At 61.1% G+C, this 16,610-nt stretch carries 13 protein-coding genes and 1 pseudogene; 8 read left to right on the top strand and 6 right to left on the bottom strand.

The genetic code is table 11. The annotated features are described in order from the left end of the window. Positions 1-141: 141 nt before the first annotated feature. The 5 genes and pseudogenes from K5H97_RS29985 to K5H97_RS05435 form a co-directional block, all read left to right on the top strand. A pseudogene (locus K5H97_RS29985) lies at positions 142-1,158 on the top strand (HAMP domain-containing protein); the annotation flags it as partial. A gap of 93 nt (positions 1,159-1,251) precedes the next feature. Beyond that, positions 1,252-2,016, top strand: coding sequence for a methyl-accepting chemotaxis protein (locus tag K5H97_RS29980; RefSeq protein ID WP_371349843.1), 765 nt, complete (start codon positions 1,252-1,254; stop codon positions 2,014-2,016). 159 nt (positions 2,017-2,175) lie between these two features. Further along, entirely contained in the window at positions 2,176-3,297 is a 1,122-nt protein-coding gene (locus K5H97_RS05445; protein WP_028690225.1) for a glycosyltransferase family 4 protein, read from the top strand. Then, a complete protein-coding gene (locus tag K5H97_RS05440) occupies positions 3,290-4,054 on the top strand; it encodes a DUF2334 domain-containing protein (protein WP_028690226.1) in 765 nt (254 codons plus the stop codon). Before K5H97_RS05445 ends, K5H97_RS05440 begins: the two co-directional genes overlap by 8 nt. Then, positions 4,051-5,040 carry a lysylphosphatidylglycerol synthase transmembrane domain-containing protein gene (locus tag K5H97_RS05435; protein WP_028690227.1) on the top strand — a complete coding sequence of 330 codons (990 nt, stop codon included), beginning with the start codon at positions 4,051-4,053 and terminating at the stop codon, positions 5,038-5,040. The genes K5H97_RS05440 and K5H97_RS05435 overlap by 4 nt, the downstream gene beginning before the upstream one ends. A 154-nt stretch (positions 5,041-5,194) precedes the next feature. Here the strand turns inward: K5H97_RS05435 and purU are convergent, their stop codons facing one another. Beyond that, a complete protein-coding gene (gene purU / locus K5H97_RS05430) occupies positions 5,195-6,046 on the bottom strand; it encodes a formyltetrahydrofolate deformylase (RefSeq protein WP_028690228.1) in 852 nt (283 codons plus the stop codon). A 300-nt stretch (positions 6,047-6,346) separates the two neighbouring features. On the opposite strand from purU, the gene mvaT reads away from it, so the two are divergent. Continuing rightward, entirely contained in the window at positions 6,347-6,724 is a 378-nt protein-coding gene (gene mvaT / locus K5H97_RS05425) for a histone-like nucleoid-structuring protein MvaT (RefSeq protein WP_028690229.1), read from the top strand. A gap of 75 nt (positions 6,725-6,799) precedes the next feature. On the opposite strand, the gene sbcB is transcribed toward mvaT, so the two are convergent. The 3 genes from sbcB to K5H97_RS05410 form a co-directional block, all read right to left on the bottom strand. Then, positions 6,800-8,230 carry an exodeoxyribonuclease I gene (gene sbcB / locus K5H97_RS05420; RefSeq protein ID WP_028690230.1) on the bottom strand — a complete coding sequence of 477 codons (1,431 nt, stop codon included), beginning with the start codon at positions 8,228-8,230 and terminating at the stop codon, positions 6,800-6,802. A 61-nt stretch (positions 8,231-8,291) separates the two neighbouring features. Further along, a complete protein-coding gene (locus tag K5H97_RS05415) occupies positions 8,292-8,651 on the bottom strand; it encodes a PilZ domain-containing protein (protein WP_028690231.1) in 360 nt (119 codons plus the stop codon). 123 nt (positions 8,652-8,774) lie between these two features. Continuing rightward, positions 8,775-9,161: a tol-pal system YbgF family protein gene (locus K5H97_RS05410; RefSeq protein ID WP_028690232.1), complete on the bottom strand. Its 387-nt coding sequence runs from the start codon at positions 9,159-9,161 to the stop codon at positions 8,775-8,777. A 181-nt stretch (positions 9,162-9,342) separates the two neighbouring features. On the opposite strand from K5H97_RS05410, the gene pyk reads away from it, so the two are divergent. After that, complete coding sequence (pyk, locus tag K5H97_RS05405; protein ID WP_028690233.1) at positions 9,343-10,797, top strand: pyruvate kinase; 1,455 nt, start codon at positions 9,343-9,345, stop codon at positions 10,795-10,797. Between the two features lie 153 nt (positions 10,798-10,950). On the opposite strand, the gene K5H97_RS05400 is transcribed toward pyk, so the two are convergent. Continuing rightward, a complete protein-coding gene (locus K5H97_RS05400) occupies positions 10,951-12,198 on the bottom strand; it encodes an IS256 family transposase (RefSeq protein WP_060489951.1) in 1,248 nt (415 codons plus the stop codon). A gap of 184 nt (positions 12,199-12,382) precedes the next feature. On the opposite strand from K5H97_RS05400, the gene K5H97_RS05395 reads away from it, so the two are divergent. Further along, complete coding sequence (locus K5H97_RS05395; protein ID WP_028689703.1) at positions 12,383-15,325, top strand: M66 family metalloprotease; 2,943 nt, start codon at positions 12,383-12,385, stop codon at positions 15,323-15,325. A gap of 105 nt (positions 15,326-15,430) precedes the next feature. On the opposite strand, the gene K5H97_RS05390 is transcribed toward K5H97_RS05395, so the two are convergent. Beyond that, positions 15,431-16,351 (bottom strand): iron-sulfur-binding ferredoxin reductase, encoded by a 921-nt coding sequence (locus tag K5H97_RS05390; RefSeq protein ID WP_028689704.1) that lies wholly within the window; start codon positions 16,349-16,351, stop codon positions 15,431-15,433. Positions 16,352-16,610: the final 259 nt, after the last annotated feature.

Here is a 16,610-nt window from a genome sequence, read left to right as displayed (position 1 = left end):
CGTGACAGCCGATATTTCAAATTGATTCTTCCAGAAAGACAGTAACAACCCGAAAAGGACCCACGGGAATTGTTGCACTGTTTTCCAGCCGTGCTTTGTGCGAACGACCCGATAAAAAACCTTAGCGGACGCGATCACGTTATGAATAAAAGCCTTCGTTTCAGCCATAAGATTCTTCTGGCGGCATCACTGATCGTGATACTCGCCTTCAGCCTCTTCACCCTTTACAACGACTACCTCCAGCGTAACGCCATTCGCGAAGACCTGGAGAACTACCTGGCTGAGATGGGCGAGTCCACCTCCACCAATATCCGCAACCTGTTCGAAGGGCGCATCAAGCTGGTCGAGAACGTCGCCCAGAATATTGCCCAGTACCCACAGAACACCGGTACCCTGCTGGGCCAGAACGCCCTCACCTCGAGCTTCCAGACCATCTATCTGGGCCAGCCCGACGGCACCTTCACCGTGCGCCCGGACACCAAGATGCCCGACGGCTATGACCCGCGCGTGCGTCCTTGGTACAAGGACGGCCTGAACGCCAATGGCACGATCCTCACCGAACCCTATATCGACATGGCCACCAATGAGCTGGTCATTTCGATCATCAGCACCGCCTCGCGCTCGGTCGGCGTGGTCGGCGGCGACCTGGCCCTCGACGGACTGGTGCAGATCATCAACTCGCTGAACTTCGGCGGCATGGGCTACGCGTTTCTGGTCAACGACCAGGGCAAGATCCTGGTACACCCGGACAAGAACCTGGTGATGAAGTCGCTGTCGGACCTGTTCCCGCAGAACACCCCCAGGCTGTCCAGCAACCTGACCGAAGTGACGCTCAACGGCGAAACCCGCCTGCTCACCTTCACCCCGGTCAAGGGCCTGCCGTCGGCCAACTGGTACATCGGCCTGTCGGTGGACAAGGACAAGGCCTTCTCGATGCTCAGCACCTTCCGCACTTCGGCGGTGATCGCCACCCTGGTGGCGGTGGTGATCATCATCGCCCTGCTCGGCCTGCTGATCCGCGTGCTGATGCAGCCACTGCACACCATGACTCGCGCCATGTCGAACATCGCCGAGGGTGAAGGCGACCTGACCCGCCGCCTGGAAATCCACAACCACGACGAGTTCGGCATCCTCGGTACCGCCTTCAACCGCTTCGTCGAGCGTATCCATAGTTCGATCCGCGAGGTGTCCTCGGCCACCGAGCAAGTCAACGAAGTGGCGCTGCGGGTCATCAGCGCCTCGAATTCGTCGATGAGCAACTCCGACGAGCAGTCCAACCGCACCAACAGCGTCGCCGCCGCCATCAACCAGCTCGGCGCCGCCGCCCAGGAAATCGCCGGCAACGCCGCCCAGGCCTCGCAGCATGCCAGCTCCGCGCGGCTGCTGGCCGAGGAAGGCCAGCAGGTGGTGCAACGCAACATCGATGCGATGAACCGCCTGTCGGACCTGATCGTCACCTCCAGCGAGCATATCGAGACGCTGAACAACAAGACCGTCAACATTGGCCAGATCCTCGAGGTGATCACCAGCATTTCCCAGCAGACCAACCTGCTCGCCCTCAACGCCGCCATCGAGGCTGCCCGCGCCGGCGAGGCAGGACGTGGCTTTGCCGTGGTCGCCGACGAGGTGCGCAACCTGGCACACCGCACCCAGGAGTCGGCGCAACAGGTGCAGACCATGATCGAGGAGCTGCAGGTCGGCGCCCGCGAGTCGGTCGACACCATGGGCCAGAGCCAGCGTCATAGCCAGGACAGCATGGAGATCGCCAACCAGGCCGGTGAACGCCTGGGCAGCGTCACCCAGCGCATCGGCGAGATCGACGGCATGAACCAGTCGGTGGCTACCGCCACCGAAGAGCAGACCGCCGTGGTCGACTCGATCAACATGGATATCAACGAGATCAACATGCTCAACCAGGAAGGCGTCGAGAACCTGCAGGCCACCCTGCGCGCCTGCTCGGACCTCGAGCAACAGGCCGGCCGCCTCAAGCAACTGGTCGGCAGCTTCCGCATCTGACCTGCCGCCCGCTCCCGTCATGGGAGCGGGCTTGCCCCGCGACAGGGCGCCCCGCCAAATCCCGATCGAACAAACTATCCTTCAGACAGGTCAACCCTCAGGCGCGTCATCGCCGGTTCATTACCGCCGGATGACACACTTGAGGACGATCCCGGAGGGATGCTGATCGTGCACATCGCCGACATCACCATGTTCTACGCCCCGGCCAGCGGCGGCGTGCGAACCTATCTTGATGCCAAACACCGCCGCCTCGACGCCATGCCCGGCGTTCGCCACAGCCTGCTGATTCCCGGTGCCAATGCCAGCCATGTCGATGGTGTCTACCACGTACCGGCCCCGCCCCTGCCCTTCGGCAATGGCTACCGCTTCCCGGTGCGCCTGGCGCCCTGGTGCAAGGAGCTGCGCCGCCTGCAGCCCGACCTGATCGAGGTCGGTGACCCCTACCTCACCGCCTGGGCAGCCCTCGAGGCGCGGCGCAAGCTCGATGTGCCGGTGATCGGCTTCTATCATTCCGACCTGCCCTTGCTGGTGAGCAACCGCATGGGCAACTGGTTCACCCCCAATGTCGAGGCCTACGTCAGCAAGCTCTACGGGCATTTCGACCGAGTCCTGGCGCCCAGCCAGGTAATGGCCGACAAGTTGCGCCGGCTGGGCGTTGAGAATGTGCACGTGCAGCGCCTGGGTGTGGACTTGGCGCTGTTCAACCCCGACCGGCACGACCCCGGCCTGCGTGCAGAGATGGGCATCGCCGACGACCGTCGCCTGCTGGTGTTCGCTGGTCGCGGCTCACGGGAAAAGAACCTGCCGGTGCTGCTCGACTGCATGCAAGCGCTCGGCCAGCCCTACCACCTGCTGCTGGTGGGCTCGAACATGCCGGCCAACGTGCCGGGCAATGTCAGCGTGATCGACCACTTCTGCCCGCCCACGCAGATCGCACGACTGCTGGCCAGCGCCGACCTTCTGGTGCATGCCGGTGACCAGGAGACCTTCGGTCTGGTGATACTCGAGGCCATGGCCAGCGCGACGCCCGTGGTGGCCGTGCGTGCCGGCGCCTTTAGCGAGATCGTCGACGGGCACTGCGGCCGGCTGTGTCCACCCAACAATGGCCAAGCCATGGCCGAAGCTGTGCGCGAGGCGTTCGACAGCGGTGTGGACCAGCTGGGCCGTCAGGCGCGCCAGCATGTGGAGCGTCATTACAGTTGGGACACCGTGGTCAACGGTTTGCTCCAGCATTACCAGGCAGTGCTCGGCCACCCACTGACGGTGCGCGCCCATGGCTGAGGGCCAGACCGCCACGCGCAGCCTGATGCTGGTGCTGCACGATGTCGCGCCAGAAACCTGGCCGGACTACCAGCCCTTTGTCCAGGCCATCGACGCACTGGGCGGGGTGCCTATGACCTGGCTGGTGGTGCCGGATTTCCACCATCGCAATCCACTGACGCGTTCTCCTACCTTTTGCCGACTGCTCGAGCGGCGCCTGGCCCAAGGTGACGAGCTGGCCTTGCATGGCTACTACCACGCCGACGATGGCCCGCCACCGCGCGGACCGGGCGAATACTTCATGCGCCGGATCTATACCCACGAAGGCGAGTTCCATGGGCTGGACCAGGCAGATGCCCTGCAGCGCCTGCAGGCGGGGCTGGCACTGTTCGAGAAACAGGGCTGGCCGGTGGCGGGCTTCGTCGCTCCCGCCTGGCTGATGAGCGAAGGCACGCGCCAGGCATTGCGGGCGTTGCCGCTGCGCTATACCAGTTCACCGCGCCATCTCTACCGACTGCCGGATTTCACCGCCTTCGATGCCCCGGGGCTGGTATGGAGCGCACGCAGCGCTTGGCGCCGCGGCCTGTCGAGGGTGGTCAGCGACTGGCAGTGCCGCCGCTGGCGCGAAGCCGACACCCTGCGCCTGGGCCTGCATCCGGTCGACATGCGCCACGCCAGCGCACGCAATTACTGGCTCGACACCCTGCACCGGTTGCTGGCCCAAGGCCGTGAGCCACTGACCAAGTCCGCCTGGCTGGGGCGCCAGGCCGCCCCATGAAGCGCCTGGGCTGGTTGGCCCTGGCACTGCTGCTGGCAATGCTGGTGCCCACCCTGCTCGGCGGCAGCGACCTGCTCCCGCGCCTGCGCGCGTTCGACGCCGGGCTGATGCTGTTGCTGCTGGCCATGATCCTGCTGTGCTGGATCCTCAATGCCGCCCGTCTGCGCCTGCTGCTGGGTGAGCAGAGCACGCAGGTGGGACGCATGCACAGCCTGGGCGTGGTGATGGCCACAGAGTTTGCCATCTGCACCACCCCCGGCGGGAGCGGTGGCCCGTTGACCCTGATGACACTGCTGGCCCGCGCGCGCATCGCGCCATCGCGCAGTGGCGCGGTGTTCGCCATGGACCAATTGAACGACCTGCTGTTCTTCTTCTGTGCGATGCTGGCGATTGCCGCCTATGCCCTGTTCCACCGCCTCGGTCATAGCCAGGCGCAGATGCTGCTGGGCAGCGCCCTGCTGCTGTGCGCCGCACTTGCTGGGATTTTCCTGCTGCTGCGCTATCGACGCGCGGTGATGCGCGGCAACGGTCGGTTGTTGCTTCGCCTGGGCATCGCGCCGGCACGCCGATGGCGCTGGGCGCGCAAGCTGCTGCGCTTTGTCCACGCACTGAGCGAAACCTGGAGCATGCCCAGGCGCACACTGGCGCTGGTGTTCATCCTCACCTGCGCGCACTGGTGCCTGCGCTATAGCGTGCTGTATCTGGCGTTGCGGGGATTGGGGGTGGACCTGGCGTGGATTGCCAGTTTCCTGGTGCAGATGCTCTCGCTCAGTGCCGGGCAGTTCAGCCTGTTGCCAGGCGGTGCCGGTGCGGCGGAGCTGACCTCGGCGACCTTGCTGTCACCGCTGGTGGGCAGTTCGACGGCAGCCGCGGCGATCCTGATCTGGCGCGCGGTTACCTATTACTTCTATCTGCTGGCGGGCGGGCCGGTGTTCCTGTTCCTGCTGGTGCGTCCACGGCAGGCGCAGCGTCACCAGACGGGTTGAGTCGTCCCCAGAGCTCGGCGGCACCGGGAAACTCGGTGCCGTCCTCGCCGCTCAACGCCTCGGGATCGAAGCGGGCCAGGCAGCCTTCCCCCAAGGTCGCTGGCGCCGAGGCGCCGGCCTTGTCACGCGGATCTGCCATGCCTGAGCCCTCGTCTCAGTTGAACACCACGGTCTTGTTGCCATGCACCAGCACGCGGTCTTCCAGGTGGTAGCGCAGGCCACGGGCCAGGACCATCTTTTCCACGTCACGGCCAAAGCGCACCATGTCCTCGATGCTGTCGGCGTGACTGACACGCACCACGTCCTGCTCGATGATCGGGCCGGCGTCCAACTCCTCGGTCACGTAGTGGCAGGTCGCGCCGATCAGCTTCACGCCGCGCAGCGCCGCCTGGTGGTACGGCTTGGCACCCACGAACGAGGGCAGGAAACTGTGGTGGATGTTGATGACCTTTTCGGCGTATTCCTGGCACAGCTGCGGCGGCAGGATCTGCATGTAGCGCGCCAGCACCACGGCATCGGCGCCGTATTCGGCGACCAGGCGCGAGACCTCGGCGAACGCCGGCTGCTTGTCCTTCGGATCGACCGGCACATGGTGGAACGGAATGCCGTGCCACTCGACCATGCTGCGCAGGTCATTGTGGTTGGAGATCACGCAGGGAATCTCGCAGTCCAGCTCGTCGGTGTGCCAGCGGTGCAGCAGGTCGGCCAGGCAGTGCGATTCGCGGCTGGCCATCAGCACCACGCGCTTCTTCTGCGCCGAATCGGTGATCCGCCAGGTCATGGAGAACTCTTCGGCGATTGGGGCGAACGCCTCACGGAAAGCCTCGATACCGAACGGCAGGGACTCGGCGCGGATCTCATGGCGCATGAAGAACCAACCGCTCTGCTCGTCGGAGTGGTGGCTGGCTTCATTGATCCAGCCATTGTAGAGGGCCAGGAAATTACTGACTTTTGCCACGATGCCGACACGGTCGGGGCAGGCAATCACCAGTCGATAGGTGCGCATGAGGGAGACTCCAGAACTTCGCAAAGGCGCATATTCTAGCGACCTGCCGGGAAAAACGCAGTAAGCATCTACGCCTCTGCGCCCTCACGCTCAAGGACACCGTCGCACACGCCTATTCCCTTCATCCCAAGGGGAAATGGCCAGAGGCCCAGACAAATTGTAAATTTTTCTTAACCTAATGACTGCGCAGTCAGTGCCTACTATTAAATGAGTGATCAATATTAAATTGTTTACTTGAGAGTTTCGCCTGTCTATTATTGCCTCACTGTCTCTCTCTGAACATGCATTAAGGAACACACCATGTCCCTGATCAACGAATACCGCGCCACCGAAGAAGCCATCAAAGAACTTCAAGCCCGCCTGGCCAACCTGTCGCAAGACGGCAAGCTGCAAAAAGAGCTGGAGTTCGAAAAGAAACTGCGCGAGCTGATGGCCGAAAACGGCAAGTCGCTGCGTGACGTGATCGCCCTGCTCGATCCCGAAAGCAAACTGAGCAAAGCCCCGCGTGGCGCAGTCAAGACTACCGGCACCAAGCGTGCGCGCAAGGTCAAGCAATACAAGAACCCGCACAACGGCGAGGTTATTGAAACCAAGGGTGGCAATCACAAGACCCTGAAAGAGTGGAAAGCCAAGTGGGGCGGCGACGTCGTCGAAAGCTGGGCTACCCTGCTGGATTGATTCGCCTGATAGGCGCATTGGTTTCAACATTAAAAACGCCGGCACTTGCCGGCGTTTTTTGTTTATCTGCACATTTCAAAGCTGGTACTGCACTTTCAGTTGCCGGACATGAGCTTGCCAAGCCTCCAGCACCTGCCGTCCCGCTTCGCTGGCGTCGGCCCAACTGCCCTGGCATGCTTGCTCGAAGTCCGCCAGGGTATTAGGCGCACCGTAAGTAGGATCAGTAAGCCGCTGCTGACAGAATCCATACCAACGGGCGTGCTCCTGTTCATCAAGGGTGTCGGAAAAGTTTCGCGCGCGATAGCGGAACAGCAGTTCCGGCAGCCGCGGATCATCGAACATCCAGTGCCCATGTGCCAATTGCGCCGGATCCACACGCCGCACTTGTTCACTCAGGCGCTTGTCGCGGTCACCGAGAAAACCGTCATACAACTGTTGCTCCGGATCTTCGCTGGGGGCAAAGCCTTCTTCCTGATAAATGATGTCCAGCTTGTCTCCCCAAATGGCCTGCTGATTGGCCAACTGCTCCGCCTTTACCTGCAATGCCGACAACTCGAGCCCCAGGCGTTGTTGGTCGTCCGGGCGCAGTACCGACAGTGGCGCCACTACCGGACAGCGGTTGATATGCACCAACTTCAGCGGCACCGGTAGTTCGCCCTGGGTCATCTCTTCGTGCCGCGTATACAGCCGCTGGCGCAAGGCCTCTGCACTTTCCTGGAGCAGCGGCGAAGCATCTTGTTGCAAGTCGCAGACAATCAGCGCGTTGCGGTTACGCGGATGCCAGGCCAATGGCAGCACCACGCCGATATAGTTGCGCTGGGCCGAGAAACGCCCGGAGACATGTACCAGGGGCTGTAACAGTCGAACCTGCTCCATGACCTTGTGTTTGCTGCGCAACTGGAACAACCAGTCATACAATCGCGGCTGTTTCTCACGAATCAAGCGAGCCAGGGCAATGGTCGCCCGCACGTCGGAAAGCGCCTCGTGGGCATGGCCATGGTCGATGCCATTGGCCTGGCTCAGCAGTTCCAGGCGCAGACTGGTGCGCCCGTCCTGCTGTGGCCAGACAATCCCCTCGGGGCGCAGCGCATAGGCGGTACGGACCACGTCGATCAGGTCCCAGCGGCTGTTGCCGCCCTGCCATTCCCGGGCGTAGGGGTCGAAGAAGTTGCGATAGAGGCTGTAGCGCGTGACCTCATCATCAAAACGCAAGGTGTTGTAGCCCGCGCCGCAGGTACCGGGGCGAGCCAGCTGATCGTGCACCCGGGTCATGAACTCGGCTTCGCACAGGCCCTGGTCGGCCAGCTGCCGGGGAGTGATGCCGGTCACCAGGCAGGCCGCCGGGTGCGGCAGGATATCGTCTGAGGGGCGGCAGTAGAGGCTGATCGGCGCCTCGATCTCGTTGAGGTCGAGGTCGGTACGCACGCCGGCCACCTGCAGCGGGCGGTCGCTGCGCGGATTGATGCCGGTGGTTTCGTAGTCGTGCCAGAAAATGCTGGAGCTCACGGGGTCTTCCTGTATCGAGGTCGACCAGAGTCTAACGGCACGTGGGAGGGCTGGGCCAGCCTCAGGCGGAGGCGTTCATGGGTCGGAAGCTGAAGAAGTCGCGCAGGGTGCGGACAAACTCATCGTATTCCTGCGGTGCCTGCAGCAGCATGAAACCGGCATCGAAATGCCCCGGCGTCTCATCTTCGCGGCACCACAGGCAACTGGCCGTCAGGTTGATGAACTGCAGGCCACCGCCGGCGAGGGGCACCCGCAGCTGCAACTCGAAGTCGGGCCCCACCAGCACCGGCAACTGGCTGATCAGCATCAGGCCATCTTCCGAAGCGTTGCCCAGATAACCGATCTGCTGGTCGGTGCAGCGGTTGAACACCTTGAGCACGCAAGGCAGCTGATGACGTTGTATGTGTCGCTCGATAAACATGATCGCAGTGAAGTCCTGTACCTGGAGCCAGGAAGACAAGGTACTGGCGATGATCGTTACAACTCTTTAACAGATTAGCCCAGTCCGACGGACGGACTACATGAAATCATCGACACCTTGGGATTAACGCCAAGGTGTAGTCTTCACCGGATTGGCCACCGCCGCCTCGCTGCCACGCAGGTAGCCGAGCTTATCCAGCGTCTGCAGGCGGGCCTGGGCGCGGTAGGCGTACTCGTTGCGTGGGTACTGCTGGATCAGGTACTGATAGGTCTGCGCCGCATCGACGTAGAGTTTCTGCCGCTCCAGGCACTGGCCACGCAGCAGCGACACTTCCGGGTGGATGAACGGACGGGCGCGGCTGGTGCGGTCGACCTGTGACAGCTCCAGCATGACTTTCGCGCAATCGCCACGATCGTAGGCGCGATAGGCATTGTTCAAATGGTGGTCCATGGACCAACGGGTGCAGCCGACGACACTGGCCGCCATGGTCAAAACGATCAGGGTGCGCATGGGAATTCTCCTTTGATGGGCAGTGTATCGGCCTTTCACGACAAATCTTCACCGCCTTTTGCAAGCATACCCGCGCCGTTCAAATGCAACCCTGCTTCGTGTGCGGGTAGTGCAACGGAACAATGACTACAGCGCAATTGAGGAGTAGCCTTTCGCTGCGCTTCACTATAGGAGTCTGTGCATGACCATCCGCCGTACCAAAATCGTCGCCACCCTTGGCCCCGCCAGCAACTCGCCGGAAGTGATCGAACAGCTGATCCTCGCCGGCCTGGACGTGGCACGCCTGAACTTCTCCCACGGCACCCCGGACGAGCACAAGGCCCGCGCCCGCCTGATCCGTGACATCGCCGCCAAGAACGGCCGCCATGTCGCGCTGCTGGGCGACCTGCAGGGTCCGAAGATCCGCATCGCCAAGTTCGCCAACAAGCGCATCGAACTGAAAGTCGGTGACACGTTCACCTTCTCCACCGCCCACCCGCTGACCGAAGGCAACCAGGATATCGTCGGCATCGACTACCCCGACCTGGTCAAGGACTGCGGCGTCGGTGACGAACTGCTGCTCGACGACGGCCGTGTGGTCATGCGTGTCGAAACCGCCACCGCCGATGCCCTGCACTGCGTGGTCATCATCGGTGGCCCGCTGTCCGACCACAAAGGCATCAACCGCAAGGGTGGCGGCCTGACCGCGCCGGCCCTGACCGAAAAAGACAAGGCCGACATCAAGCTGGCCGCGGAAATGGACCTGGACTACCTGGCCGTGTCGTTCCCGCGTGACGCCAGCGACATGGAGTACGCGCGCAAGCTGCGTGACGAAGCCGGCGGCAGCGCCTGGCTGGTGGCCAAGATCGAACGCGCCGAAGCGGTCGCCGACGACGAGACCCTCGACCAGCTGATTCTCGCTTCCGACGCCGTCATGGTTGCCCGTGGCGACCTGGGCGTGGAAATCGGCGACGCCGAGCTGATCGCCATCCAGAAGAAGATCATCCAGCACGCCCGCCGCAACAACAAGGCGGTGATCGTGGCGACCCAGATGATGGAGTCGATGATCCAGAACCCGATGCCGACCCGCGCCGAAGTGTCCGACGTGGCCAACGCCGTGCTGGACAACACCGACGCGGTGATGCTGTCGGCCGAAAGCGCCGCCGGTGCCTACCCGATCGAAGCCGTGCAGGCCATGGCCCGTATCTGCTCGGGCGCCGAGAAGCACCCGACCAGCCAGAAGTCCAGCCACCGCCTGCACACCACGTTCGAGCGCTGCGACGAGTCCATCGCCCTGGCGGCGATGTACACCGCCAACCACTTCCCCGGCGTCAAGGCGATCATCGCCCTCACCGAAAGTGGCTATACCCCGCTGATCATGTCGCGCCTGCGTTCGCACGTGCCGATCTTCGCCCTGTCGCCACACCGCGCCACCCAGGCCCGTGCCAACATGTTCCGCGGCGTCTACCCGATCGCCTTCGATCCGGCCTCGCTGCCGGCCGACAAGGTGAGCCAGGCGGCGGTCGACGAGCTGCTCAAGCGTGGACTGGTGGAGCAAGGTGACTGGGTGATCCTGACCAAGGGCGACAGCTACCACACCATCGGTGGCACCAACGGCATGAAGATTCTGCATGTCGGTGACCCGTTGGTCGGTTGATCAAGGGTGAACGGGGCGATTTGAGAGCGCTCAGGGGTGGCGTATCAATTGCCCCCAAGGCCTCAAAAACGCCCGACCGATCGAGCGCTACGGAAGTGTCAGATTTTTTGTGTGCGGGCCGGTAACGGCCTGCCGTCAGGCAGGCCCTGACTTTCACCAGGTCGGCCTGATGAACCGATCTCCGTACAAAATCGCGAATTGATTCATCGCACTTTTCCAATCATGCGCCGCTGAGCCCCAGTTCGCCGTGATGTTTCGCAGCCCCAGCCAGATCAGCTTGGTAGCTGCGTCATCGTTCGGGAAATGGCCTCGGGTCTTGATGATCTTGCGCAGCTGGGCATTGATACTCTCGATGGCGTTGGTGGTGTAGATCACTTTCCGGATGGCTGGTGGGAAGACAAAGAAGGGAATCACTCGATCCCAGGCGCGTCTCCAGGCCGCAACGACCGTTGGATACTGCTTGCCCCAGGGCCCGTTTTCAAACTCATCGAGTGCCTGCTCAGCCGCTTCGGCGTTGATGGCCTGGTAGATCGGCTTGAGCGCCTTGGCCAGTGCCCGCCGCTTGTCCCAGGCTGCAAAGTCCAGGCTGTTGCGGATCAGGTGCACGATGCACGTCTGCAGCGTCGTCTCTGGAAACACGGCGCTGAGAGCCTCTGGCATGCCTTTGAGGCCATCGGTCACGGCAATCAGCACATCCTCGACACCACGTGTCTTGAGATCGTTAAAGACCTTCATCCAGAACTTCGCACCCTCGGTGTTCTCGATCCAGATGCCCAAGATATCGCGCGTCCCGTCGGGTAGAACGCCCAGCGCCAAGTAAATGGCCTTGTTGCGCACCAAGCCTTCTTCGCGGATCTTCACCCGCAGTGCATCGAAGAAAATGACCGGGTACATGGGCTCCAGTGGCCGCTGCTGCCACGCGCCAATTTCTTCCATGACCTCGTCTGTCACAGAGCTGATGAAGTCGGGTGAGACCTCTGTTCCATACTGCTCGGACAGAAAGGCTCGGATCTCTCTGACCGTCATGCCACGGGCGTACATGGCGATGATCTTGTCATCGAAACCGGTGTACCGCCGCTCATGCTTGGGGATGAGAATGGGCGCAAAACTGCCGTCTCGGTCACGAGGAATTTCCAGCCGCAGCGGGCCATCGCCGGTCAAAACCGTCTTGCCACTCTTGCCGTTACGCTGGTTGGTTTCATCCTCTGGGCGCTGCGCGCCCGGCGGATAACCCAGGTGGTGGCCAAGTTCGGCGTGCAGAGCGCGTTCGATCAAGGCCTTCTTGAACGCCGCAGAGGCATCCTCGATAGCCTCTGCGGTCATCAGGCCCTCACCGAACTGCTCCAGCAGCTCTTTGGGGATTTTGGGCAGGTCACGCAAGGGTTTCTTTTTGGTTGGCATACATGCACCTCTTACTCATGTTATGCCCGAACACAAAATTTCTGACACCCTCAGCGCTACGCGCGTGGCGCTCGATCTCCCTCCCAAACATTCGCGCTCAGCGACTAGTAATTCTGCCAGTAGCCATCGTCAGCCACTGCTGCGAAAGTTCTTTCCAAGCAATGACACTTGGAAAGGTGATGCTATGGACACACCGTACGCGCTGACGATTCGTGACGGAAAGCTACTGCTCGAGCCCGCCAATGCTTCGAACAATCAATTGTTCAGATTGGTGAGCCAGTCAGATGGCTCAACCGGCATTCGGCATATCAACGATGACAAACTCACCGTTACGATGTCCGACACTGCCGTGTGGGTACAACCCTACGAGGGATCGGGATACCAGAGCTTCAAACTGAACAACCATGCCGATGGGAGCGTTTCGTTCCAAAGTCATTACATCGACATCCCACGTTTGCTCGAAGCAACCTTTTCTGGCTCCGCTCCTGCCTTGATAAAAAACTTGGCGCAACGCTTCTACCTGAGACCCAACGGGTCAGGCGTCTCACTTCATAAAATCAGCCAGGTCTTCGACACAGCGCCCGCCAACAATGAGCTACTCGGCACACTGCAAGGCAGCGTGAAATTCGCGCAAAGCCAAGTAGTGCCAGTCACGCCCAAGTCGGGGGACAAGCAACCCCACTTGGTCGCCGGCCGCAAAACCCTGCTGATGTTGAAACCGTTACCCCTGCGGCCAGCAGAAGTCATCACAGCCCATGTGCTAGACAGCCGCTCGGCCTTGCTCGGGACATTGGAACTCCAGTCGCCACCCAACCTGCCTAACACGATCTACCACAGCCCCGCCAATCTGGATGAGGAGTCTTTCAACTTCCCGTCCCCCACCCAGCCATACACGATTAGCAGCCAAGATGAGTTACAGAGACTCAATACCCCCGGGGGAGCCTACCTGAGGGACCTGCTCACGCGCTTTGATCAGGTAGAGATCAGACTTGCAGACGGGGCCTGGACGTCAGATATCTATGTGCCTGCCCCTGCAAGCAGCCTCAAGGGCAATATATTGATTAAGCATTATGCAGGCTTTGAGACGACCCTCCATTTCGACAACCGCACGCTCCAGTCAACCCATGGGTCCGAACTCAAGTGCCTCTTGATCGGTGGGCAGTGGGTCAATAGCGCCGATTGGGAAAACCGCCTACTGACCTATACCGAGGGCACCTGGAGCGCAATAATTCCGGCGCAGTGGATCAAGCCAGGCATCGGCATCAAGTTCGAGGCGGGGTCCGCTGCTGGGGTGTTGAACAACATTGAAGTCGGGGCAACCTGCGAGCTGCTCATCAACACCATCGACATTGGCATGCTCACGCCCCCGCGCAATGAATACGCTTTCGCGGTCACCCCCGATGCCCACCGAGAGTACTTCCAGCGCGTCCCTTTGACGCGCATGATCGTTAACGAATACCAGTCGCTCCACCTGCCAGAGGTCATGCTGCCAAACGGCACCCTGTTGACCGACTTCGATCCGAGCGAAGGCGGATGGCACACTGGCACCATGCGTCAGAACATCGGCAAGGAGCTGATCTCACTGGGTATCAACCACGCCAACTACGGTATCAACAGTTCGCCAGGTAGCGGCGAGTGGACCCCTTTCGTAGCCGCTCAGCTCACCGCACACAACAGCTGTGGAAAATACGCCAACGGCATTCAAGTGCATGGTGGATCGGGAGGCGCTGGGATGGTCACACTCGATCAATCACTGGGCAATGAATTTAGCCATGAGGTCGGACATAATTACGGACTGGGCCATTTTCCCGGCGAGTTCGACGGCTCCGTGCATCGGCCTGCAGAAGATATCAACGCCAGCTGGGGCTGGGACATGGACCTCAACAAGTTCACCCCCAACTTCAGCCCGTCGATCACCCAAAAACCCACCTGCCACGAAAACAGGTGCCAAGCGCCATTTCATGGGCGCTCGTTCGGCATGGACCCAATGGCCGGTGGAGCGCCGATGGGTGGACTCAACCGTTTCACGCTGCATACACCCTTTACGGCACAGTTGGTTCAGCGGTTTTTGGAAAGCAAAGCCATATTTTCTTCCGACTCTCCGACGGGTTTCCGTAAGTGGAACCCCACCTCTAAGAGTATGGAGCCTTACACCCACAGCATTGACTCCGTCAGCCTTAAACAGGCCAGCGGCCAGGATTTCCATCCGTCGGCGCCTACCGCTGAATTTGATCTTCAATCGATCTTGAACATTGCCATTACCGACGCGGATCGGGTTGAAGACGTGCATATACCCTCGGCAGCCTTACACACCGATTGCGTCATGCGCATCGAGCACAAGGCCACCCAGAGCCGCCAACTTCACCTGAATGACCAGGTACTTCCCATCGCCCGAGGTTTTACAAAAACCTATGTCTCGACCGGAACGTCCTGGGCACCGTGCATTTTGTTGACGGCAAGCATGGCGCGATGCACGGTGACCGCAGATGATCTCCGGCAATCGAATGTGAATACGCTGCTGGCCCAACACCCCGTGCTCAATCTTCTCGTGCGCGAGGGCGAACCCGGTGCTGATGTTCACCTGCCGCCTGCGTCTCAAGCGTACGAAGGGCGCGTGGTTATTGTCGACCACCGCGGGATCGGTACATTGAAACTCTATTTCAATGGCGTGGCCATGACGATCCCTTGCGGGATCAAAAAGTCCTTCATCTGCGAGACAGGCCTTTGGCATGAGCGCTCACGCCTGGTGGATACCGCCGTTGCCCGAATTCCACAAGCCTTCGGTGTACCGGTAACGACGTTAATTGGCTATTACGATCCTGAGGGTAACTTACCGGCTTATATCTATCCCGGTTTGCACGGTGCCTATGGCTACACCTACCCCGACGACAATGACACGCCCCCCGAGGCAGGTTGGCAGTTGAAGGTTTTAGTAAACGGTCAAGCCAAGCGATTCACGTTAGCGAACAGGCGCCTCACCTCGGGGGTGATGAATAAATTCCACATCAATGTAGCGGCGTCCAACGGCCCGATAATCATTGCGCTCTTGCGCAACGGTGTGACCGTCCGCGAAACATTTGTCACTCAAGCCGAACGGCCCTTGAAGTACACGATCAATGGCGAATAGGGTTCGTACGCGTTATACGTGTGATGCCGTTTAACCCCGCACAAGAACGCCGGCTAGCCGGCGCTCTTGTGCGATGAGGCGGTCACATGGACGTTCGCTGCCCGCTCAACAATGTGCGGTAAATACGTCTGCCAATACCTGGCTACGTGGCAAACCGCCAATGAACAGCCGCCGCGCAAAGCGCTCGACGCTTGCAGGAGAGCCGCATAGCAGCGCGACAGTATGCCGGGTTACCGGCCCAAAACCCGCCACGGCCTGCTCCATCCGCGCCACGGTGACCTGCTCGACCTGCACACCGACCAGATGCGAAAGCGCCTCGCTCAGGTAATGCCCAGTTTCATCGTGTGCGACGTGCAAGACCTTGATCGGCCCCTGATGCCCTTGGCGCAAAGCTTCTCGCACTATGCCCCATAACGGTGCCAACCCAGTCCCTGCCGCCAACAGCCACAGCGGCTGTTCTTGCCACTGTGGGTCGTAATGCAACGCTCCCCCTCTGAATTCGCCCAAGCGCAGTTCGTCACCCAAACTCAAGCCACGGGCCGCATCGCAAAACGCACCCGGGCGTTGGCAGTCTATGTGGAATTCCAGAAAAGTGTCTTCTCCCGGCAGGCTCGCCAAGGAATAGGGCCGTGCTACCGCCCCCTTCCACAACACCACATGCTGCCCCGCCTGGTAGCGCATCATCCGTTCGGGTAGCAGCCGCAGGCGTAGCACATCACCCAACCAATCTACGCCAACCACCTTCGCCGCCACGCCCTCTCGCAGCGGGTCGAAGACAGCCACCTGCAGGTCTGCGACCACTCGACACTGACAGGCCAGACGCCACCCTTGGACATGTTTTTCCATGGCCAGCGCCTCTGGCAAGGCGTCCACCGGTTGCCCGCTCAAGCAATGCACCAGGCACGCATGGCAACTGCCGGCACGGCAGCTGTAAGGTACGTTCAGGCCTGCATCGTTCAAGGCGTCGAGCAGGTTGCTGCCGACAGGGACCGTCCAGCGGCGCTCGCCCACGCAGAGTTCAGGCATGATCAGTCGTTCTCCAGAAATCACAGGTCCACTTTAAGCCAAGCGCACAGTAAGCCAAGCGCCCAAGGCCAGCAAAAAAGATGCCCGAGCACAGCCGACCAAGGTCCAGACCACGCGCAGGTGTTTCGCAGGCACAGGCGCGCTATACTGCCGCGCCTTTTTTGCGCCGGCCTGACCTGCCGGCGACCTGCAAGGACGCCTCGACACGCTGGTCGGCACCGTCGGGCGTCTCTACGAATGTTCCCGTTTTCAAGAGGAG

Source organism: Pseudomonas mosselii (assembly GCF_019823065.1).
Taxonomy (GTDB): domain Bacteria; phylum Pseudomonadota; class Gammaproteobacteria; order Pseudomonadales; family Pseudomonadaceae; genus Aquipseudomonas; species Aquipseudomonas mosselii.
The sequence above is the reverse complement of the archived record's forward strand: the minus strand, read 5'-3'. Positions and strand labels throughout refer to the sequence as shown.

What these genes read in the sequence shown, in the direction of transcription:
- mvaT (WP_028690229.1), top strand. Translation starts at nt 6,347, where the DNA reads ATGTCCCTGATCAACGAATACCGCGCCACCGAAGAAGCCATCAAAGAA.
- K5H97_RS05390 (WP_028689704.1), bottom strand. Translation starts at nt 16,351, where the DNA reads ATGCCTGAACTCTGCGTGGGCGAGCGCCGCTGGACGGTCCCTGTCGGC.
- K5H97_RS05435 (WP_028690227.1), top strand. Translation starts at nt 4,051, where the DNA reads ATGAAGCGCCTGGGCTGGTTGGCCCTGGCACTGCTGCTGGCAATGCTG.
- pyk (WP_028690233.1), top strand. Translation starts at nt 9,343, where the DNA reads ATGACCATCCGCCGTACCAAAATCGTCGCCACCCTTGGCCCCGCCAGC.
- K5H97_RS05410 (WP_028690232.1), bottom strand. Translation starts at nt 9,161, where the DNA reads ATGCGCACCCTGATCGTTTTGACCATGGCGGCCAGTGTCGTCGGCTGC.
- K5H97_RS05415 (WP_028690231.1), bottom strand. Translation starts at nt 8,651, where the DNA reads ATGTTTATCGAGCGACACATACAACGTCATCAGCTGCCTTGCGTGCTC.
- K5H97_RS05400 (WP_060489951.1), bottom strand. Translation starts at nt 12,198, where the DNA reads ATGCCAACCAAAAAGAAACCCTTGCGTGACCTGCCCAAAATCCCCAAA.
- K5H97_RS05395 (WP_028689703.1), top strand. Translation starts at nt 12,383, where the DNA reads ATGGACACACCGTACGCGCTGACGATTCGTGACGGAAAGCTACTGCTC.
- purU (WP_028690228.1), bottom strand. Translation starts at nt 6,046, where the DNA reads ATGCGCACCTATCGACTGGTGATTGCCTGCCCCGACCGTGTCGGCATC.
- K5H97_RS29980 (WP_371349843.1), top strand. Translation starts at nt 1,252, where the DNA reads ATGAGCAACTCCGACGAGCAGTCCAACCGCACCAACAGCGTCGCCGCC.
- K5H97_RS05440 (WP_028690226.1), top strand. Translation starts at nt 3,290, where the DNA reads ATGGCTGAGGGCCAGACCGCCACGCGCAGCCTGATGCTGGTGCTGCAC.
- K5H97_RS05445 (WP_028690225.1), top strand. Translation starts at nt 2,176, where the DNA reads ATGCTGATCGTGCACATCGCCGACATCACCATGTTCTACGCCCCGGCC.